Source organism: Falsigemmobacter intermedius, from assembly GCF_004054105.1.
Lineage (GTDB): Bacteria > Pseudomonadota > Alphaproteobacteria > Rhodobacterales > Rhodobacteraceae > Wagnerdoeblera > Wagnerdoeblera intermedia.
The window spans coordinates 1-19,569 of the sequence record NZ_SBLC01000041.1 but is presented as its reverse complement, the minus strand read 5'-3'; the positions used below and the strand labels follow the sequence as shown (position 1 = coordinate 19,569).

Genomic DNA, 19,569 nt, shown 5'->3' with positions numbered 1-19,569 from the left:
TTGGCCCAATCACGGCCAGCGCAATCGTGGCGCATATCGCTGATACCAGCGCCTTCCGGACATGCACAGCAAGATTGTCGCCGTGGACAATCGGGTTCTCTGCGTCGGCTCCTTTAACTGGCTCAGCGCGCATCTGGACGGGCAATATGCCCGCCATGAGACATCCTATGTCTATCGCGGTGAACAGGTGGAGAGTGAGATAGAGCTGATCCGAAAGGGGCTGAACCTTCGGGGGAAGTGACCCGTGGCGGCCTGCGGCTGTGGCCGGCAGCTGCGCAGGGCAGAACCTGCGCTGCAAGGGCTTCACAGACCCTCTTCGCTCTGCCCTGAGCCACCGAGACGCCCCAAGGCTATTTCCGGCCCTGGACGCCCCCTTGAGGACCCAAGCTCACTCCACCGGTTGCGCCGTGACCGTCACGGACATGCCCGGCAGCAGGGCCTCGGTCAGGTTCTGGCCGGGGTCGATCTCAATGCGGGCGGGGATGCGCTGGACGACCTTGGTGAAGTTGCCGGTCGCATTGGTGCCCGCTACCAGGCTGAACTCTGAGCCGGTTGCCGGAGAGAAGCTGCGGATATGACCCGTAAGGCTTTGGCCGCCCAGGGCGTCGACGCGGATGGTCACCGGCTGATTGAGGGCCAGATCCTCAAAGCGGGTCTCGGTGAAATTGGCGATGACCCAAGGCGCTCCCTCAACAAGACTGCCGAGCGAAGTGGCGGCGGCCACATATTGCCCGACCCGCGCGCCCACCTGGCCCAGAGTACCGGTCGAAGGCGCGGTGATCTCCACATGATCGAGGTCGAGCTTCGCCAGCGCCACGCTGGCCTCGGCCTGGGCGATGCTGGCCTCGGCGGCCACGACCTGCGCCCGGAGCGCGCTGAGTTTCTCCTGTTGGGCGGCAAACCCCGCTTCAGCCTCAGCCAGCTGCGCGCGCGCTTTGCTGAGCGAGAGATCCGCCTGCTCTGCGGCAGAGGTGGAGAGGATCCCGCGATCCTGCAGCGAGTGCTGGCGGTCATGTCCGGCCAGCGCCGTCTGCACCGCCAGCTTTGCGGCCTCTACGCCTGCAACATTGGCCTCAGCGGTCAGCTCGGTGGCGCGCAAGGTGTTCTGGGCCGCATCGCGGCTCGCCCGCGCCACGGCAAGACCTGCCTCTGCCTGACGCAGCTTTTGCTCAAAGCTGCGGGCAGCGAGACGAAAGAGTACCTGCCCCGCGGTGACCTTCTGGAAATCGCTGACTAACACTTCCGAGACATAGCCCGCCACCTGCGGCGAAAGGCTGGTGACCCGGCCACGGACATAGGCGTTCTCGGTGGTCGGCAGGCTGGCTGAGAAGGGCGGAAGCTCCCAGGCGAAAGCGACCAGACCTGCGCCGGCCAGACCCAGAGCGGCCGTCAGGGCCAAAGGCAGAAAATGCGATTTGTTCATCGTGTCGGACCGGTTTCAGAGGGACTGGGCAGCGGCGCGGCAGGGGTCAGCCGCGCCGTGAGAAGGTTGTAGACCTGATGGAGTAAAAGCACCGCCAGCGCGGCAAGGGCGGCCAGCGCGGTCAGCAGATAGGCGTCATTATAGGCCATGACGGTGGCCTGACGGCCTGCCTCCTGCACAAGGGACGCGACCGCCTGCGCCTTATTAGCGGCCATATCAGCGCTTTGCGCGGCGAGGCCGGCCATATTGGCGGCGATCTGGTTTTGCACCACGGTCAGTTCGGGGCGCAGCTGCTCGGTCAGGGTTTGCAGATGGAAGGCCTGACGGTGGTTGATGATGGTGCTGAAAAGACCTGAGCCCACCACACCGCCCAGGCTTTGCGTCGAGAGAAAGACCACGATGAAGGACATCAGATAGGCCGGCCCGCGCTTCAGCGCCGCCAGCAGCCCCATCACCATGGCGGGCGCCATAAAGAGCATGCCCGCAAAGGCGATCAGCGTCTGGCTGAGGAACATATCCACGGGGCGCGTCAGCACGGTGCTGGCGCTGTCCATGAAGGCGCCCAGGGCGATCAGCACCAGCGCCACGGCGTGAAACCAGGGCTCGCGGCCGGGGCGCAGCAGGGCCAGACAGAGGGGGGCCACCACGAGCCCCGCCACAACGATCAGACTGAAGAGCCCCATAAAGGCATCCGGCCCGAAGCCGAGTACCTGAAACATCCGCGGCGCGCCGCTGCTTTGCTCAGAGAGCAGCAGCCGGAAGACCAGCATGGCCCCGGTCATCTGCAGCATGGCCGGGCTTGCGAGCCAGCGGAAATCAATGAGCGGGGCTTTGCGGTAAAGCTCCGAGATCACCGCAAGGGTGAAGCCAAGGATCGCGAGGATCAGCAGAACCCCGATCCAGTCCAGCTCGGTCCACCAGTAAATCGGGCCAAGAATGCTCGCCACGGTGATCGCCCCGAAGGAAAAGGCAACCAGCGCGAAGGTGCGAAGATCGGCAAACTCAATCACCTTCTGCGTCGGCGCCGGGGCCAGAGGCAGCCTGAAAGCAAGGGCCAGGGTCACAAAGGCCATGCCGAGGGTCAGCAGATGGACCTCCAGAAAGCCACCATCCCCGATCAGCCCGGGCGAGAGCACCCGCGCAAGGCTGGGCGCGCCCATGATCACCGCCATGGCCATCGGCAGGCCAAAGACGATCTTCAGCTTCTGCGACAGCGGCTCAAGCATATAGAGGAAAGCCAGCGTGGACATCGGCGCAGCCGCGATGCCCGCCACGAACTGCAGGGTCAGCGCAGAGCGAAAATCCTGCGCAAAACAGGCTGCCAGCGAGACCAGCGCATAAAAGACCAGCGCAGAGCGGGTGAAGGCCAGCAGCCCGTATTGGGTGCGCAGCTTGGTCAGCAGCAGCGGCAGGGCCGCACGCGGGGCCATATAGGCCGCCATCAGCCAGCTGGCATCGGTGACCGAGACGCCCAGATCCCCGGCCAGCTGCGGCAGGTTGTTCGAGACAAACCCCTGCCCTAAGCCTTGGGCCAGAGCGATCAGGGTGGCGAGGATCATATAGGGCAGAACCGCCCGTTTCGGGGCCTCAGCGGTCTGCGCTGCGGCGGGAGGGGGAGAGGCGCTCATAGCTCTTCCAGCCGGTCGATATTGAGGTGCAGCCTCTGCAGCACCGCCTGGAAGACATCAAGATCTTCCCCGCTCACCCCTTCAAGCAGCGTCTGACGGGTCTTGCGGCTGAACTCGGTCAGCGCATGGGTCTGCCCGAAGGGCGTCAGATAAAGCCCCTTTCCCCGGCCGCCGGCCGGCAGCGGACGCCGCTCAAGATAGCCATCACGCACCAGGGCGTCGATCTGGCGCTTCAGCGTCGGCGCTTCGATCTGCAGAGCCTGCGCCAGCTCAAGCTGCGTCAGCCCCTCACGATCGCGCAGACAGAGCAGCACCCGTACCCGCGCCAGCGTCAGCCCATGCTCCGCCGCACGACGGTCATAGATGGTGCGCAGACGCCGCGCCGTCGCGCTCATCAGATCCAGAATATCGCCTTCGCGGCTCATGAGCGATGGCTCCCGTTGCATTAAATTAGCATGCTAATTATGATCAGACCCGGCGCTTGCCAAGATCGATTTTATCCGCCGCGACAACGCGGCAGAGCCCCGACCCGATCCGCCCGCTCTCGCGGCTGAGTGGAGGCTTCGGCACAGCCGCCGCTCTGCTCTGCCGCAAACGCCCCGCCAAAACCGCGACAGCGCGGGAGAAAGACCGGGGCTTCACAGGCGCCTAACCTGACCCAAACCCGCAGCCTTTCTGAGCACAGCCACCGCTGCCCAAAGGCCGAAGGACACAGGGGCCCCTTCAGCGATAGCCGTAGACCTCTCCCACCCGCTCATCGAGCTGCTCGTATTCCCCGGCAAGGCGGTTGAAGGTCTTCCAATGCATGCCCTTTGGCTTGTCGCCCCGCAGATCAAGCGGCCCACCGGGCCAGTCGAGCTGCTCACGCAGCCGGTTCATGCGGATGATCTGACGATCCAAGGCATTCGCACGCTGGCTGTCATAGGCCAGACCCCGGCAGTGGCGGCAGAGAAAGATCTCTCCGCCAAAGAGCACCGCAACCCGCCGGTTGCAGGCGGTCACCGGGCAATGAAACCACAACCGCGCGCCGCCCTTAAAGCAGGGGGTCCGGCTCAGCGGGACGAGATACTGCCGGCGCATCGATGGGGCCGGCTCATTCCAGAGCCACAGCCCCTCGGTCTCAGCCTGCATCCCGAGCTCATAAAGCGCCGCGGTGCCGCCCTGCCGGGTCCAGATGATCCGGCCGGTGGCCCCGGGCTGGAGAAGCCCGCTCCGATGCAGACGCCGGACATCGATCCGCCGATAGCAGGACTCCGTCAGGCTATCGGCCCAGGGTTTTCGGCCGCTGCCAGAGCCACCCATTTCCACCTCAGATTTTATCGAAATCATTTGGCAGATTAACAGATTTATCGGTGAAAATCCACGTTCTCGCGGCCTGGAAATCTGTGCTTTGAAGCCTGTGAAGAGCCCGTCAGTGAAAGCCTTCTGCTGTGGCGGGAGCGCGGTTCAACAGCCTTTCGTCCGCTCTCTGAAACCGCTGCCATGTGATTTTCCGCGCAGAACTGACCCAATGGGGATGCGGACAAAAACCTGGACTGTTTTCAGATCGCAAGGCCGAGGCTTTCACGATATTCGATCGGGCTTCGGCCACCAAGCGACATCTTGATGCGGGTTTCGTTATACCAGCGGATATAGCCGTCCACGGCGTCTATGAACTGCTCCACTGAGAAAGCCTGCCAGTCACGCGGATAGAAGAACTCCGTCTTGAGGCGGCCGAAGAAGCCTTCGCAGGGGCATTATCCTGTGAACTGGCCTTGCGTGACATGGATCGGACGAGCCCGGCTGCATTCACAGGGTCCAGCCATCCCTGCCAGCGATAATGACCGCCTCGATCGCTGTGGATGATGGGCCGTGCCCTACGTTCTTCGATCGTTTCCAGCGCGGCATCGAGCATGGTGTTGGCCAGATCGGCGTCTGGTCTGGTCCCGATGGCCCAGCTGATGACCATGCCATCGAAGCAGTCGATGATTGGAGACAGATATACTTTTCCGGCCCGGATCCGGAACTCCGTAATGTCGGTCAGCCACTTCTCATTTGGCGCATCAGCCTGAAAGTCGCGGTTGAGAAGGTTCTCGGGAGCTGGACTGATCTCACCCAGGTACGAGCTGTATCGCCGCCGCCGTGGCCGGGGGACGACCAAGGCTTCCTGCTTCATCAAGCGCCTTACGACCTTCTCGGATATCGTAACAGACCGGCGCTCCATGAGTGCTTTGAGCCGACGATAGCCATAACAGCTGTGATTGCTTTCAAAGGCATCCTTCATGGCCTGACGAACCGGAAGATATTTATCTTCCAGTGAGATACGGGTGCGATGATAAAAGTATGAACTCCGCGCCAACTTCAGGCGCGTCAGCAATTCCGGCCGCTTATGTTTGCTTCTGAGGGCGACGATCAGCTGGGTCTTTTCCCGATTGCTCAGGTCCTGCAGGTCGCCGCCAAGATCCTTTTTTATCAGATCGCTCGCAGTCTTGAGCAGGTCATGCTCGATCCGGAGTTCATGGATCGAGCGCTGCAATGCCTCACGCTGCCGTTCCAGATCGGCGATCTCAGGATCCAAGGGGAGCTTTGTCTTGCGTTTCATCGTGGCAGGGGCCTCCGCGCCGAGAAGCTGGTTCTTCCACGCATAAAGAGTTTCCCGGCTCACTCCGACCTTTTTCGCCAAAGCTGCCGCACTTTCTGAGCGGCAATACAGGCCGACTACGGCAGCCTTCTTTACCTCTTCCGAGTGCTCGCCCGGACCACGGGCCCGGGAGGAAACCGACCTGACCTCAGGGAATGCCTCCCGCACCCAGGCAGTCAGCTTAGCGCGACCGGGATACCCCAAGGCCCGCATTGTCCCGGAAACGCAGCGGCCGTGGCTGGCATAATGTGCCAGCGCAGCCTGCTTCTGAGCCTCCGAGAACTTTGGCTGTCGTGGTGCCGAGCGCGCGGGCAGATCCTGCTGCTGCTCGTATTCGCGATACCAGGCCTTCAGCGCATTCCTGCTCGGATATCCCAGCTCGCGAATTGTGGCGTGTGGGCGTTTGCCGAGCTTGATGTAAAGGGCAACCGCCCTCATCCGCTCTTCATAGCTATACATGAACTATCTCCTCGATAGTCCAACTTTTCGTCCGCACCCCCGGAAGCTGGGCGATGGTAAACTCTGACATGTGGCATATCCTGTGATTTTCCGCGGAGAACTGACCCCCATCAACACCCCCGGGCCTTTCACCCTCAGCTGCGGGAGGTTCGGGGCGGGCCGGGGCGGTTGTGACGGAAGTCGTGAAACGCCCCGGCGCTGCGCGACAGGGCCGCCGCCTGGAAATCCGGAGAGAGCATGGCGGCCTGTTCGGCGGCACGCTCTGCCGCGGCAACGGTGGCGGTGTCGTGATCCCAGGTCGCCGCGAGACAGGCCTTGGTCTGCGCGAAGGAAACCGGCGAGACAAGGGCCAGCCGCTCCACCACGGCGTTCACATGCGCGTCCAGGGCCGCCTGATCGGGGAAGGCGCGGGTGATCAGCCCCATCCCGGCCGCTTCTGCCCCGGTGAACAGATCGCCCAGCAGCAGGATTTCCTGCGCACGGCGGCGCGGGGCCAGCCGACCGGCCCATTGCACGCCGCCCCAGGCGGCCACGAGGCCGAGCGTCACCTCGGGAAAGCAGATCTGCGCATCGGCCAGCGCATAGACGAAATCCGCCCGCAGCAGCATCTCCATCCCGCCGCCGCGGGCGCCGCTGCCGATCTGCGCGATCACCGGTTTCGGGCAGGCGGCGATGGCCGCGCCAAGGTCCTGGCCGAGGGTGATGATCTCATCAATCATCGCCGGTGTGACGGCGCCGTGACGGGCCTGCAGCTCGCGCACCAGGACCGCGCCCTGGTGATAGCCATCGCCCCCGGCGTCCAGGATCACCAGGCTGACGTCGGGGCGCGGGACCAGTGTGGCGAAGGCGCGGCTCAGCTCTGTAATCATGGCAAGCGACATGCCGTTTTCAGTGTCGGCATTCATTTTTGTCAGCCGTAATATACCCTTATCGAGTTCAACCCGCAGCGTTGCGGGATCGTGGCTCAGATCGGTCATGGCAAAATTCAACTCCTTGGTCGGATTGACAGCCTGGGAAAATAACGCAAGGACTGACTTTCCTGATTGCAACAATGGTCCTGGAGGGAGCCGGAATGGAGACGATGCCCAGCCGTGGACGTGGCCGCCCCCGCGACAGTGCCATTGACGACCGCATCCTGGCTGAAGTGCTGGCCGAGATTGCCCGCAATGGCCTTGGCGGCTTCAGCCTGGCGTCGGTGGCACAGCGGACCGGACTGGCCCGGGCGTCGATTTATCTGCGCTGGCCCGACCGCAATTCGCTGATCCTGGCGGCGCTGGAGACGACGGGGGTCACCCTCGACATCGCCCATACCGAGGATCTGGAAACCGATCTGCGCAGCATCCTGCGGCAGTGGGGCGATATCCTGCGCAACGAGGATCTGCTGCTGGTGTTCAACCGCATTTCGGTTGACCGCCGGGATTTCCCCGAGATCCAGAGCTTTTACATGGCTCATATTGCCCTGCCCGCAAACCAGAAGGTGGAAGAGGCGCTGCTGGCACATCAGCGGGCGGGACGGATCCCGCCGGATCTGAATATGCGGGTGGTGACGCGGATGCTGATCGGCACCCTGCACCAGCAGGGCCGGTTCAACCCCTCTGGCCTGACCGGGGCCTTTGTCGAGGATCTGCTGTCGCTGACGCTGCGGGCGCTGCGGGCCTGAGCCCCGCAGCGCCCGGGGGCTGCGCTCAGTCAGAATATTTCCCGCGCAGCCCGCCATAACTTGGCCAGACCCCGTTGGCGATGATGCCGCCATCGACCGGCAGCGTGGTGCCGGTGATGGCGCTGGCGGCGTCCGACAGCAGGAAGGCGACGGGGCGTGCGATCTCGACCGGCTCCAGGGCGCGGCCGATGACCTGGTCCCGCTCAAAGCCGGAAATGTCGCGCTCGCTGGTGGCGAGGCGGGCCTTCACGGCTTCGGTCAGCGTAAAGCCCGGTGCCACGCCATTGACCCGCACGCCCGAGCGTCCCCATTCCGCCGCCAGACTTTGCGTCAGCGAGATCACTCCCGCCTTGGCAGGCCCGTAGGAATGCATCGGCGTGGACAGCATCCCGGCGCCCGAACTGATCGTCACGATCGCGCCTGTGCCCGCCCGGGCCATTCGGGTGCCAAAGGCGCGGCAGCTGATATAGACGCCGCGCAGGTCGATGTTCATCACATGATCCCATTCGGCCATGCTCAGCTCATGAGGCGCGACCGGGCGCTGCAGCACCCCGGCCGAGGCAACCAGCCCCTGCACGCCGCCGCTGTCGGCCAGCCGCGCGGCCAGGGCCTCGGTCGCGTCGGGGTCCGAGACGTCCAGGACCGCCGCCTCCGCGCCGATCTGCGCAGCGCGGGCCTGCAAAAGATCGGCGTTGACGTCGGCGAGGACCACCGACCAGCCCTCTGCGCGCAGGACTTCGGCGCAGGCAAAGCCGATGCCGCTCGCGCCTCCGGTGACGACCACCCGTTTCATGCCGCTCATGCCCGACCTCCGCCATCGACGACAAGGGATTGACCGTGAATATAGCCCGCCTCGGGCCGCGCCAGCAGCCAGACGGCTCCGGCGATATCTTCGGGCTCGCCGGCCCGGCCCAGCGAGACGACGCGCAGGTAATCGTCGAAATTCATGCCGCGCAGCGGGATGGTGCGGCCTTCAACTTCGATGGTGTCGACACCGGCCTTCGCCTCGGTCAGGCGGGTGCGGATCAGGCCGGGGCAGACGGCATTGACGGTAACGCCAAAGCGGCCCCATTCGCGCGACAGGGTCTGAGTGAGGCTGATGATCCCGGCCTTGCCGACCCCGTATGACACCTGTCCCGGGGCCGAGCGCAGACCCGCAACTGAGGCGATATTTATGATCCGGCGGGCCTGAGCAGAGGCCCCGGCCGTGTCGCGCAGATAGCGCCCGAAGGGTTTCAGCAGACGAAACGGCGCCGAGACGAGGGTGTCGACCACGAGGTCGAATTCGTCATCGGGATAGTCCTCTGCCGGGGCATAGGTGGCGAAGCCCGCATTGTTGACGAAGACATCTGCGCGGCCATATTCGCCAAGGGCAAGCGCCAGCAGACGCTCGCCCAGATCGGCCTCGCGGACAGAGCCCGCAAGGCCCGTGGCCGCGATCCCCCTGGCGTTGAGATCCTGCAGACAGGCCTGCAGTTCGTCTTCCGACAGGTCATTCAGGACCAGCCGGAACCCTTCCGCGGCGAATTTTTCGACAATGGCGCGGCCGATGCCGCGGGCCGCCCCCGTCACGATAGCAATGCGGTCTTCCATAGCAGTCCTCCCTGACAGCAGGGCCGCCACCGGCAGGCAGGCAGCCGTCAGCGCCCGCAAAGGCGGCTGTGTGTCAGGCTGCAAAATCCGGAAGCCAGGCTCCATCCCAAAGCCCTGCGACTCACATTGGTAGTCAGGCGACCGGGGGCTGTCAATTAATGAACGCACATGTATCGAAATTGCGGGAGCCGCTTTCCAGGCGTGAAAAAAAGGCTGCAAAACGGTGAAACCCGTGCTTTGATACCCCGGGCGAGGCGGTGCGGCAGGGTCCCTCCGACAGGCCCCGGATTCGCTCTGGTGAATTTATTTTATGTGTTGACGTGTATATAAAATGCACCTTAGCCTTTCCTGACCGGTACGGCGCTGCGTCCATCTGAAAGGGGGGAGGTCCTTCAGATCATCGCGCGCCGGCGTAGCCCGGCAAGTGTGTGGCAAAGGAATTTGCCAAGGGAGGACTACAGCAATGACGAAGCCACTCGGGCGCATTTTTGCGTCAGTTCCGGTCATGCTCGCTTTCAGCACCGGGCTGGCCTTCGCACAGGGGGCCGCCAAGACCCTGAGCTATGACGATTATGATCTGAAAGATGTCTGCTCGGATGCGACGCCCGGTGTCGGCGGCACGTTCCATCTGCGGGCCTACAGCCAGGGCGCGGGCTTTGATCCGGCCCATATCAACTTCTCGGTCGAGGCCGGCCGCGCCGTCTATGGCAGCCTGACCCGCTGGGATGTGCAAAGTCAAAGCTTCCAGCCGTATTACGCCGAAAGCCTCACCGGCAATGAGGCGGGCGATGAATGGGTGCTGAAGCTGCCCGCGAAAGCCGGCTGGTCCGATGGCACGCCGCTGACCGCTGAAGCGGTGAAAAAATCGGTCGAGCGGTTTTTGAACCCCGACTTCCCGAATACCTATGTCCCGATGCTGAAGCTGATCTCGGAGATGGTGGTGCAGGATGACCAGACCCTGGTGATCCGCCTGTCCAAACCTTGGGGCACGCTGCCCTGGATCTTCAGCCAGCCGCCGGGCATGATCGTGAACCCGAAGGTGCTCGACGCGGTCAGCGCCAAAGATCTGGGCGCGGCCCCGCCGGCCGAGGCCGGGCTCGGGGCGTTTACCTTTGCCGAATGGGTGCCCAACAGCCATATCGTGCTGAAGAAGAAAGCCGACTGGTGGAATGGCCGCATCTGCCTTGATGAGGTCAACGTCACCTGGAGCGCCGGGGGCCAGGCCAATTATGAGGCAATGGTTGCAGGCCAGGTGCATTACTTCCGCTCCTTCGACGGCCCGGCTGTGGTCAAGGCCGATGCCAACCCCGATATGCGCCTCTACCGTGCGCCCTGGGTGGCCAGCACGACCGAGATGAACCACGCCGGAACCGCGCTGAAAGACCCGCGGGTGCGTCAGGCGGTGGTGCATGCGATGAACGGTGCGATCATCAACCAGCGGATCTGGGAAGGCATTGGCTCGGAAAGCCACACCCTGGTGCCGCCGGGGGTGGCGATCCATCCTGAAACGGCGCCGCTGGTCTATGACGCCGAGAAAGCCAAAGAACTGGTGGCGGCCGCAAAAGCCGATGGCTGGGACGGCAAAATCCGCTTCAGCATCAACAACACGCCTGGCAACGTGAACCAGGGCATCCTGCAGCAGGCGATGGCGAAAGCCGTGGGAATCGAGATCGAGCGCGATGAGCTGCAGATCGGCGATTACATGCAAAAAACCCGCGTGCAGAAGAACTTTGAGATGTCGATGGGGGCGATCTATCTCGACGAGTCCTGCTCCTGGTGCCCGTTCAGCCTTTACGGCTCGGGCCATACCGGGAACTGGATGTCGCATTCGGACGCCAATATCGACGCGGCCCTGGATGTGCTGCGCGCGGCGCAGGGCCCGGAGGAGATCCGCTCTGCGATGAACGGTCTGCAGGCGGCCTGGAATGAGGCGGTGCCCGCAGGGGTCACCGGCTGGCTCGCCAATGCACATATCATCTCGAACAAAGCCCGCGGCGTTCTCCCCGGCGCGACGAATGCCGAGGTGCATATCGACCGGGCCTATCTGACCGAGTGAGCCACCGGCGGTGCCGGGGCCCTTCCGGGCCCCGGCATCCCGCTTTGACGTCCCCGCCCCCCGGGCCGGGGAACCTCTGACGCGCGGGGAGGCGCGAGAGCATGTTAGGACACATCAGTCGCAGGCTGTTCCGGCTGGCTCTGATCCTGTGGGTGGTCAGCATCCTGACTTTCCTGATGATGGAGCTGATCCCCGGAGATCCGGTCGCCAACGTCTATGGTGACACCGCAACCCCTGAACAGATCGCGCATCTGCGCAGCCAGCTGGGCCTCGATCAGCCGCTCGTGACGCGCTATCTCAACTGGGCCTCGGGGGTGCTGCGGCTCGACTTTGGCCAGAGCCTGCTGCCGCCGGTCAATGATGTCAGCAAGATCATGGCCGCCTCGCTGCCGGTGACGCTGCAGCTGTCGCTGATGGCGGTGCTGATGAGCCTGTGCATCGGTCTGCCGATGGGCGCGATTGCGGCCTATTTCGAAGGCACCGCCTTTGACCGCATGATCTCGGGGATCAGCTTTGGCATGCTGTCGCTGCCGTCCTTTGTTGCGGGGCTTTTGCTGATTAACCTGCTGGTGTTCAACATCACGCTCAGCCGCTGGCTGCTGCTGGGGGCGGGGGCGCTGGTGACAGGGGCGCTGCTGCGCACCCTGTGGCAGATGCGCGGGGGCCTGGAAAAGCCGCAGCTGGGTGCCCTGCTGTCGCTGCTGCCGCTGGGGGTCGGGGTGCTGCTGTGGCTGACCCTGCCCGCCTTTCCGCGCCAGGGCTGGGTGCCGATCAGCAAATCCCTGACTGAAAACCTGCGCCATGCCTTTTTGCCCGCGCTGACCATGGCGATTTCGGTGATCCCGCTTTACGCGCAGCTGCTGCGTTCGGATATGCAGTCCACGCTGCGGCAGAATTTCATCATGATCGCCCGTGCCAAGGGGGCCACCCCGCTGCAGATCGTCCTGCGTGAGGCGCTCAGACCCTCGCTTTTCTCGCTGGTGACGGTGGCCGCGCTCAGCTTTGGCACGCTGCTGGCAGGCTCGGTGATCGTGGAGACGATCTTTAACCTGCCGGGGCTGGGCAAAGTCGTCGTCAATGCCATCATTTTGTCGGATTACATCATCGTCCAGACCGGAGTTCTGATCGCGGCCACCATATTTGTGCTGCTGAACGCCGCCGTGGACCTGACCTATGTCCTGCTTGATCCGAGGATCCGCCGTGCAGCTGACTGAGAGCGCCCTCCCCCGTCCCGCGCGCCTGCTGCGCAGTCTGCTGCCGCTGGTGCTGACCCTGGCGGGTCCGGCGCTGATCGTGCTGGCCAATGCCATTGTGACCGACTGGCCTATGGGCGGGCGGGTCGCTCTGGGGCTGGGCGGGGCCCTGGCCTTTGGCTTTGGCATCACGCGGCTGATCCGGCTGTGGCGCGGCCCGGGATCGGACCCGTTCCTGTGGCTGGCGGGGGGCTGGCTGACGCTGCTGTTTCTCGCCACCCTCTTTGCGGATCTGCTGCCGCTGGCGGAAAGCCATGATCCGGGCGTGACCATTCTCGACCCCAGCCTGACGCCGCCGAACCTGCTCAGCGCCAATCCCCTTGGGACCGACACCGCCGCGCTCGATGTGCTGGGGCAGATCATCTACGGCTCGCGCGTTTCGCTGCTGATTGCGCTGTGCGGAGCGGGGATCGGCTGTCTGACCGGGGGCACACTGGGCATCCTTGCGGGCTATTTCCGTGGCCGGGTCGAGGCTGTGACCACCTTCGCGGCCGAGGTTCTGCTGTCTTTCCCGCCGCTGATCCTGCTGATGGCGATGGTGACAATCTTCCGGCCCAGCATTGTGAACCTGACGCTGGTGCTGGGTGTGCTGGTGACGCCTGCCTTCCTGCGCCTGGCGCGGGCGCAGACCATCAAGATTGCCAGCCGTGATTTTGTGGTGGCCGCTCATACGCTGGGCGCAAAGGTGCCGCGCATCCTGCTGGGGGAAATCCTGCCCAATGTGCTGCCGGCGCTGATCGCCTACGGCTTTATCGTCGTGGGGCTTCTGATCGTGGCCGAGGCCTCGCTCAGCTATCTCGGCATTGGCATTCCGCGTCCCGCGCCGACTTGGGGCAACCTGATTTCGCAGGGCGAGCCTTTCCTGCAGGACAGCCCGCATCTGGTGCTGGCCCCGACGCTGTTTTTGTTCCTGACGGTGATTTCGGCCAATTACCTCGGCCAGTATCTGCAAAAGAGGTGTGAGCTGTGAGCCAGGACACTCCCCGCATTGAGGTCCGCAACCTCGTCACCCTGATCGACACCCCCCGCGGCGTGGTCGAACCGGTCTCGGGCATTACACTGAGCGTCGCGCCGGGCGAAACCCTTGGCATCGTAGGCGAAACCGGCAGCGGCAAAAGCGTGTTTGTCCGCTCGCTGATGGGGCTGATGCCGCCGGGCGCACGCTATGGCCAGGGCTCTCAGGTGCGCATCGGCCCGCATGAGATGACGCGCCTCAGCCCCGGACAGCTGCGCAATATCTGGGGCCGTGAAATCGGTCTGATCCCGCAGGATCCTGCCACCTCGCTGAACCCGGTGCGCCGGATCGGGGCGCAGCTGATGGACTGCATCCTGCGCGATCCGAACATCGCTCCTTCGCAGCGCCGCGCCCGGGCGGTGGAGCTGCTGTCGCTGGTGGGCATTTCAGACCCCGAACGGCGGCTGGAGGTTTACCCCCACCAGATGTCGGGCGGCATGCGTCAGCGCGTGCTGATCGCGATTGCCATCGCGCTGTCCCCCGGCGTTCTGATCGCGGATGAGCCGACCACCGCGCTTGACGTCACCATTCAGCGCCAGGTTCTCGACCTGATCCAGCGCCTGCAGGAAGAGGTGCAGACCTCGGTCCTGCTGGTCAGCCATGATCTGGCGGTCGTGGCGGGGCGCTCGCACCGGGTGGGGGTGATGTATTCCGGCCGCCTGGTGGAGCTGCTGGACACCGCCTCGCTGCTGGCAGGGCCGCGCCATCCCTATACCCGGGGCCTGTTGAACAGCCAGGCCCATCACGCCCCCGCGCGCGAAGATCTGCCGACCATTCCCGGCGAGCCGCCCGACATCCGCAACCGCCCGCCGGGCTGCCCTTTCGCGCCGCGCTGCCCCCGGGCTTCGGCGCTGTGCCAGGCCAGGATGCCGGAGTTTACGCCGCTGTCGCCCCAGGGCGCGACGGGTTTTGCCTGCCACCATCCCTTTGAGGCGGGGGCCCAGACCTCTGCCGCGCCGGTTTTACGGAGTGTCAGCTGATGTCGCCGACCCTTGCCTTGCATCCATCGGAGCCAAAACCCCGGCTGCGCGATCCTGCCCGCGCGCTTTTGTCGGTCGAGGATCTGGTTGTGCGCTTTGCCACCCGCCACGGCGTGGTGCATGCGGTCGATCACATCAGTCTGGATCTGCAGCCGTCTGAAACTTTGGCCATCGTGGGCGAAAGCGGCTCGGGCAAATCCACGATGGCCAAGGCGGTGATGGGGCTTTTGCCCAATGCCCGCGGCACCATCCGGTTTCAGAACAAAAATATCCTGGAAACCGGGGGCGAGGATCTGCGCCGCCTGCGCCCGCATCTGCAGATGATCTTTCAGGACCCCATTGCCTCGCTGAACCCGCGCCGGCGCATTGAAGAGCTGATCGCCCAGGGGCTGCGGATCTGGCCAGAGCTTTTGCAGGGCGATGAGCGCAGCGAGGTTGACCGTCTGCTGCGCGAGGTCGGTATGAACCCCGACGTCGTGCGCGGCCGGCGGGTGTCGGAATTCTCGGGCGGGCAGTGTCAGCGCATTGCCATCGCCCGGGTTCTGGCCATGCGCCCGCAGCTGGTGGTCTGCGATGAGCCCGTCTCGGCGCTGGATGTCTCGGTTCAGGCGCAGATTTTGAACCTGTTGCGGCGGATGAAGGCGCAATACGGGCTGACGATGCTGTTCATCTCGCATGATCTTGGCGTGGTGCGGAACATCACCGACCGCATTGCGGTGATGTATCTGGGCCGGATCTGCGAAATCGGCTCGGCCGATCAGGTGTTTTCGCGCCCCGCCCATCCCTATACGCGGCTTTTGCTGGACTCGGTCCCGAAGATGGCGCCGCGCGGGCCGGTGGCGACGGTCCAGGCTTCCGAGCAGCCCTCCCCCTTTGCGCCGCCCAGCGGTTGCCGGTTCCGCGGCCGCTGTCCCCATGCCCAGGCGATCTGCGCCGAAAAAGCCCCGCCCCTGCTGCAAATCGGCGCTGACCAGCAGGCCGCCTGCCATTTCCCGCTGACCCGTTCCTGAAAGGATCCGACATGCCGCTGAGTGCCGAGGCAACCGCCCTGATCGCGCTGTGGTCGAAAGCTTTCCCCGAAGGTCTGCATGGCCTGCCAGTGGCGCAGGTCCGCGCCCGCCAGGCCGAGCTGACGCGGATGGCCCCGCGCGGCCCCGAGGTGGGCGAGGTGGCGGATTTCACCATCCCCGGCCAGGCGGGCGACATCCCGGTGAGGCTCTATCAGCCGCAGACCGCGCCCGATGGCCCGGCGCCGGTGCTGATCTGGGCTCATGGCGGGGCTTTTGCGCTTGGCTCGCTCGACGGGGCGGATGCGATCTGCCGCACCCTGGTGGCGGCCTCGGGGGTGGCGCTCCTGTCGGTCGATTACCGCCTTGCCCCCGAACACCGCTTCCCGGCCGGGCTGGAAGATCTGCTCAGCGTGCTGCGCTGGCTGCCCGACGGCGGCGCGGCGCGGGGCCTTGATGCTGCCCGCTTTGCCATTGGCGGCGACAGTGCGGGGGCCACGCTCACCGCTGCTGCCTGTCTGCAGCTGCGCGACGAGGGCGGGCCGCAGGCGGCGCTGCAGCTGTTGTTTTATCCCACCACACTGATGCGGATTTCCAGCTATGAACATGTCGATGCGCCCATCGTGCCCAGCGGCATGGCCAACCATTTCTGGCAGCTTTACGTGCGCAGCGGTGCCGATTTCCGCAACCCGCTCTGTGCGCCGATGATGGCAGAGCATCTGCGCGATCTGCCGCCGGCCTTCCTGGCGATCCCCGAGGTTGACAGCACCCGCGCCGATCAGGAAGCCTATGCCCACCGTCTGGCCGCCGATGGCGTGCTGACCACGCTGCGGGTCTATCCCGGCACGCCGCATGGATTTCTGGCCATGACCGGCGGTCTGGCCGAGGCACGGGACGCCCTGCGCGACAGCGCCGGGGCCCTTGCCGCCGCGTTACGCTGATCATCACCGGGAGGAGAGCCTGTGCATATCCAATACGTCACCATCACCGCAAAACCCGGCCGCGAAGAGGCCGTCGGCGCCGCCCTGACCGCGCTGGCCGAAGCCACCCGCGCCCATGAGCCGCGCACCCGCACCTATGAGCTTTATGCCACCCCCGAGCCCGGGGTCTTCGGCATCTGGGAGGTCTATGAGGACAAGGAGGCGCATGAGGCGCACCGCACCAGCGCACATTTCCAGGCGGCCTTCCCGGCCCTGATGGAGGATCTGGCCGGCCGGCCGGACGTGGTGGTTCTGACGCCCAAAAGTGTCTGAGCGACAAAGGGCCCCGGCAGGGGCCCTTTGCGCAGGCGGGCGGGCCTCTCAGGTGACCTGCAGCAGAACCCGGCCGAACGGATGCGCGGTTTCGGCATATTCATGCGCCTGCGCCGCCTGATCGAGCGGAAAGATCCGGTCAACCGGCATGCGCAGATGCCCTGCGGCCATATCGGCAAGCAGCCCGCGCACCACGGCGCGGCCCCGGGCGGTGCCCATTTCGGCCCCGAACAGCACGCCCTGGCAGGTCAGCGCCTTCCGCACCAGGTCGTTGAAGCCAAAGCTTGCCCGCTCGCCGCTGGCCGATCCGACGACGATATAGCGCCCGCGGTAGCGGATGCACTTCATCAGCTCGGGCACCGTCGCGCCCCCGGCCAGGTCACAGACCATATCGCAGCCGCGTCCGCCCGTCAGCGCCAGGACCTCAGCCGAAAAGCCCGGCGCCCTGTGGTCAATCACATGATCGGCCCCGAAGTCCAGCAGCCGCGCCGCGCGCTCTGCGCCCGAGGCGCTGGCAATCACCCGCGCCCCCGCCCGCGCGGCCAGCTGGATCAGCGCAAGGCCAACGCCCCCGGCCCCGCCCTGGACAAAGACCGTCTCACCGGCCTTCAGATGGCCAAATTCAAACAGCGCATCAGAGGCCGTGCCAAAGGTCGTGGCGACAGTTGAGGCCATTGCGGGATCAATCCCCTGAGGCAGCGGAAAGACATGCTGCGCCTCGACGCACCATTTTTCCGCATGACTGCCCGACCAGTGAAAGGCCAGTACCCGCTCTCCCACCGAGAGGCTCTGCACCTTCCGGCCGGTCTGCAAAACGCGCCCCATCGCCTGATAGCCGGGGATATTATACTCTGCGGTCAGCGGCGTGCTGCGGCGGTGCAGCAGATCCCCCCCCTCGATCGAGACATAGTCCACCGCGATCAGCACCTGATCGGGCCCCGGCACCGGATCGGGCACATCGGCCAGTTCCAGCACATCCGGCCCGCCGCAGCGGCGATAAATAACTGCTTTCAAATACTTTCCCCCGTCAGACGTCACAGTCCGAGCGCCCCTCGCCCGCCCGCAGGGCGGACTGAGACGTCCGTTCAGGACAGGTTATTCAGCGGCAACCCCGGTCGGGACGCTGTAGCCGTCGGGCAAGCAATGCGCATGCATCGGCGTCTTCATCGCCTGCAGCTGCGGCAGCACATCGGCGGCGAATTTGCGCATGCTTTTCTCGGCGCGGATGTCGCTGAGACCGCCATACTGGAAGATGGTCACCACCTCGCAGGCGCTGGTCAGGCGCTGCAGCTTTTCGGCGTTTTCAAGGATCTTCTCGGGCGTGCCGATGAACTGCATCTGCGAGAATTCGAGGCTCTGCGAGCCGGTCGCGCCGCCCTTGCCTGCCTTGATCTGCTCGTCATAGCGCTCATAGCCCTTGAGGCCTTCAAAGCGTTTGGCATCGTTGAAGCCGTAATGGTCGGCCGCTTCCTGCTGATAGCGTTTGAAATTGGTCTCGGTGACTTCGGCGGCTTCATCGGCGCTGTCGGTGCAATAGCCCCACATATAGACCGTCGGCTGCGAGGGGGCATAGCCGTTCTTCAGGCGCACGCTGTTGTAATATTTGACGTTTTCCGCCACCTTTTCCGGCGGCAGGCCGGTGGTGAACAGCTGCAGCAACCCGCGTGAGGCCAGCACATCCATCGATTCCGGCCCTGTTGCCGCCCCGAGCGCGTTTTGCATGATATCGGGGCTGCGCCATTGCGGCCGGATCGAGTTTTCCGGGATCTGCCAGATCTCGCCGTCATAGGACCAGCGCTCCTGGCTCAGCGCCCGCTTCAGAATGTCGATCCCTTCGGCGACGCGCTCGCGGGCGGTGTTCTGATCCACGCCCAGCACGTCAAATTCCTGCCGCGCCACGCCGCGCCCGACGCCCAGGCGCAGACGGCGCCCCTCCATCAGATTGTCGAGGAACGCGATCTCATGCGCCAGACGCACCGGGTTCCACCAGGGCAGAACCACCACCAGCGAGCCGAGCTCGATCCGCTGGGTGCGCCCTGCCCAATAGGTCAGAAACTGCAGCGGGTTGGGCACCATGCCGTAAGGCGTGCCGAAATGCTCCGACGACCAGAGCGAGTCGAACCCCAGCGGCTCAACCAGGTCGCCCATTTTCATCGTCGCACGCATCGCCTCCCAGTCGGGGCGGACGGCGGGACGGTCCCAGTCCTGAGCCTTCACGCGGTCCCAGTCTGCGGTGTTCAGTGTATTGATCGAAACGCCTACTTTCATGCCTCTCTCCTCCCAGAGCGGGCCGTCACCATCCGGCGCAGCCTTTCGTTATCTGTGGGCACGCCACAACGGGCGCGTCGCCGCCCCGCAGATGCGCAGAGATCAGACCCAGGGCTTCCCGGCAGGCTCAGTCGTCCGTCCCTCCCCAGGCAGGACGCTGATCGGGAGGGGGCTGTCCCTCATCCGTCACTCTGTTGTCATTTAATATACACGTCAAGTAAGTAAATAAAATATGCCCGAGAATTCCGGCCCCTGCCGGACAGGGATCGGCGGGCCAGGCGCTGAGGCGCTGACTGCCCTGACATAGAACGCAAGGTCGTACGATGCGTGGCGCTTTCTGTCCGGCGTTGCACA

General features: G+C 64.6%; 19 protein-coding genes. 9 read left to right on the top strand and 10 right to left on the bottom strand.

Translation table 11 applies throughout. From position 1 onward, the window contains the following. Positions 1-61: 61 nt before the first annotated feature. A complete protein-coding gene (locus EP867_RS16760; protein ID WP_128490618.1) occupies positions 62-241 on the top strand; it encodes a phospholipase D-like domain-containing protein in 180 nt (59 codons plus the stop codon). A 147-nt stretch (positions 242-388) separates the two neighbouring features. Here EP867_RS16760 and EP867_RS16755 read toward each other — a convergent pair whose 3' ends face one another. From EP867_RS16755 to EP867_RS16730, 6 genes are all read right to left on the bottom strand, one after another. Further along, positions 389-1,423 carry an HlyD family secretion protein gene (locus EP867_RS16755; RefSeq protein ID WP_128490617.1) on the bottom strand — a complete coding sequence of 345 codons (1,035 nt, stop codon included), beginning with the start codon at positions 1,421-1,423 and terminating at the stop codon, positions 389-391. Then, positions 1,420-3,051 (bottom strand): MFS transporter, encoded by a 1,632-nt coding sequence (locus EP867_RS16750; protein WP_128490616.1) that lies wholly within the window; start codon positions 3,049-3,051, stop codon positions 1,420-1,422. Before EP867_RS16750 ends, EP867_RS16755 begins: the two co-directional genes overlap by 4 nt. Then, on the bottom strand, positions 3,048-3,476 hold the full coding sequence (locus EP867_RS16745) for a MarR family winged helix-turn-helix transcriptional regulator (RefSeq protein WP_164888918.1): 429 nt from the start codon (positions 3,474-3,476) through the stop codon (positions 3,048-3,050). The genes EP867_RS16750 and EP867_RS16745 overlap by 4 nt, the downstream gene beginning before the upstream one ends. A 298-nt stretch (positions 3,477-3,774) precedes the next feature. After that, positions 3,775-4,353: a hypothetical protein gene (locus EP867_RS16740; RefSeq protein WP_128490614.1), complete on the bottom strand. Its 579-nt coding sequence runs from the start codon at positions 4,351-4,353 to the stop codon at positions 3,775-3,777. A gap of 239 nt (positions 4,354-4,592) precedes the next feature. Beyond that, positions 4,593-6,130 (bottom strand): IS3 family transposase gene (locus tag EP867_RS16735; protein ID WP_128490613.1). Its coding sequence is split into 2 segments (ribosomal slippage): positions 4,593-4,783 and positions 4,783-6,130, totalling 1,539 coding nucleotides; the frame shifts between segments, so codons are not numbered across the junction. 134 nt (positions 6,131-6,264) lie between these two features. Beyond that, on the bottom strand, positions 6,265-7,107 hold the full coding sequence (locus EP867_RS16730) for an enoyl-CoA hydratase/isomerase family protein (RefSeq protein ID WP_128490612.1): 843 nt from the start codon (positions 7,105-7,107) through the stop codon (positions 6,265-6,267). 95 nt (positions 7,108-7,202) lie between these two features. Here EP867_RS16730 and EP867_RS16725 point away from each other — a divergent pair, with 95 nt between their 5' ends. After that, positions 7,203-7,790, top strand: a complete 588-nt coding sequence (locus tag EP867_RS16725; protein WP_164888917.1) for a TetR/AcrR family transcriptional regulator — start codon at positions 7,203-7,205, stop codon at positions 7,788-7,790. 25 nt (positions 7,791-7,815) lie between these two features. Here the strand turns inward: EP867_RS16725 and EP867_RS16720 are convergent, their stop codons facing one another. Beyond that, positions 7,816-8,592 (bottom strand): SDR family NAD(P)-dependent oxidoreductase, encoded by a 777-nt coding sequence (locus EP867_RS16720; RefSeq protein WP_128490610.1) that lies wholly within the window; start codon positions 8,590-8,592, stop codon positions 7,816-7,818. After that, on the bottom strand, positions 8,589-9,383 hold the full coding sequence (locus tag EP867_RS16715) for an SDR family NAD(P)-dependent oxidoreductase (protein WP_164888916.1): 795 nt from the start codon (positions 9,381-9,383) through the stop codon (positions 8,589-8,591). The genes EP867_RS16720 and EP867_RS16715 overlap by 4 nt, the downstream gene beginning before the upstream one ends. 463 nt (positions 9,384-9,846) lie before the next feature. On the opposite strand from EP867_RS16715, the gene EP867_RS16710 reads away from it, so the two are divergent. The 7 genes from EP867_RS16710 (at position 9,847) to EP867_RS16680 (ending at position 16,947) form a co-directional block, all read left to right on the top strand. Then, positions 9,847-11,439: an ABC transporter substrate-binding protein gene (locus EP867_RS16710; RefSeq protein WP_128490608.1), complete on the top strand. Its 1,593-nt coding sequence runs from the start codon at positions 9,847-9,849 to the stop codon at positions 11,437-11,439. A gap of 101 nt (positions 11,440-11,540) precedes the next feature. Continuing rightward, positions 11,541-12,653, top strand: coding sequence for an ABC transporter permease (locus EP867_RS16705; RefSeq protein ID WP_128490607.1), 1,113 nt, complete (start codon positions 11,541-11,543; stop codon positions 12,651-12,653). Beyond that, entirely contained in the window at positions 12,640-13,662 is a 1,023-nt protein-coding gene (locus tag EP867_RS16700) for an ABC transporter permease (protein WP_206616359.1), read from the top strand. The genes EP867_RS16705 and EP867_RS16700 overlap by 14 nt, the downstream gene beginning before the upstream one ends. After that, entirely contained in the window at positions 13,659-14,687 is a 1,029-nt protein-coding gene (locus EP867_RS16695) for an ABC transporter ATP-binding protein (protein ID WP_128490606.1), read from the top strand. Before EP867_RS16700 ends, EP867_RS16695 begins: the two co-directional genes overlap by 4 nt. Next, positions 14,687-15,697, top strand: a complete 1,011-nt coding sequence (locus EP867_RS16690) for an ABC transporter ATP-binding protein (RefSeq protein ID WP_128490605.1) — start codon at positions 14,687-14,689, stop codon at positions 15,695-15,697. The genes EP867_RS16695 and EP867_RS16690 overlap by 1 nt, the downstream gene beginning before the upstream one ends. 11 nt (positions 15,698-15,708) lie before the next feature. Further along, positions 15,709-16,635, top strand: coding sequence for an alpha/beta hydrolase (locus tag EP867_RS16685; protein ID WP_128490604.1), 927 nt, complete (start codon positions 15,709-15,711; stop codon positions 16,633-16,635). A gap of 21 nt (positions 16,636-16,656) precedes the next feature. Beyond that, positions 16,657-16,947 carry a putative quinol monooxygenase gene (locus EP867_RS16680; RefSeq protein ID WP_128490603.1) on the top strand — a complete coding sequence of 97 codons (291 nt, stop codon included), beginning with the start codon at positions 16,657-16,659 and terminating at the stop codon, positions 16,945-16,947. 48 nt (positions 16,948-16,995) lie between these two features. Here the strand turns inward: EP867_RS16680 and EP867_RS16675 are convergent, their stop codons facing one another. Both EP867_RS16675 and EP867_RS16670 read right to left on the bottom strand, forming a co-directional pair. Further along, positions 16,996-17,961, bottom strand: a complete 966-nt coding sequence (locus EP867_RS16675) for a quinone oxidoreductase family protein (RefSeq protein WP_128490602.1) — start codon at positions 17,959-17,961, stop codon at positions 16,996-16,998. 81 nt (positions 17,962-18,042) lie between these two features. Then, complete coding sequence (locus EP867_RS16670; RefSeq protein ID WP_128490601.1) at positions 18,043-19,215, bottom strand: LLM class flavin-dependent oxidoreductase; 1,173 nt, start codon at positions 19,213-19,215, stop codon at positions 18,043-18,045. Between the last annotated feature and the right edge of the window lie 354 nt (positions 19,216-19,569).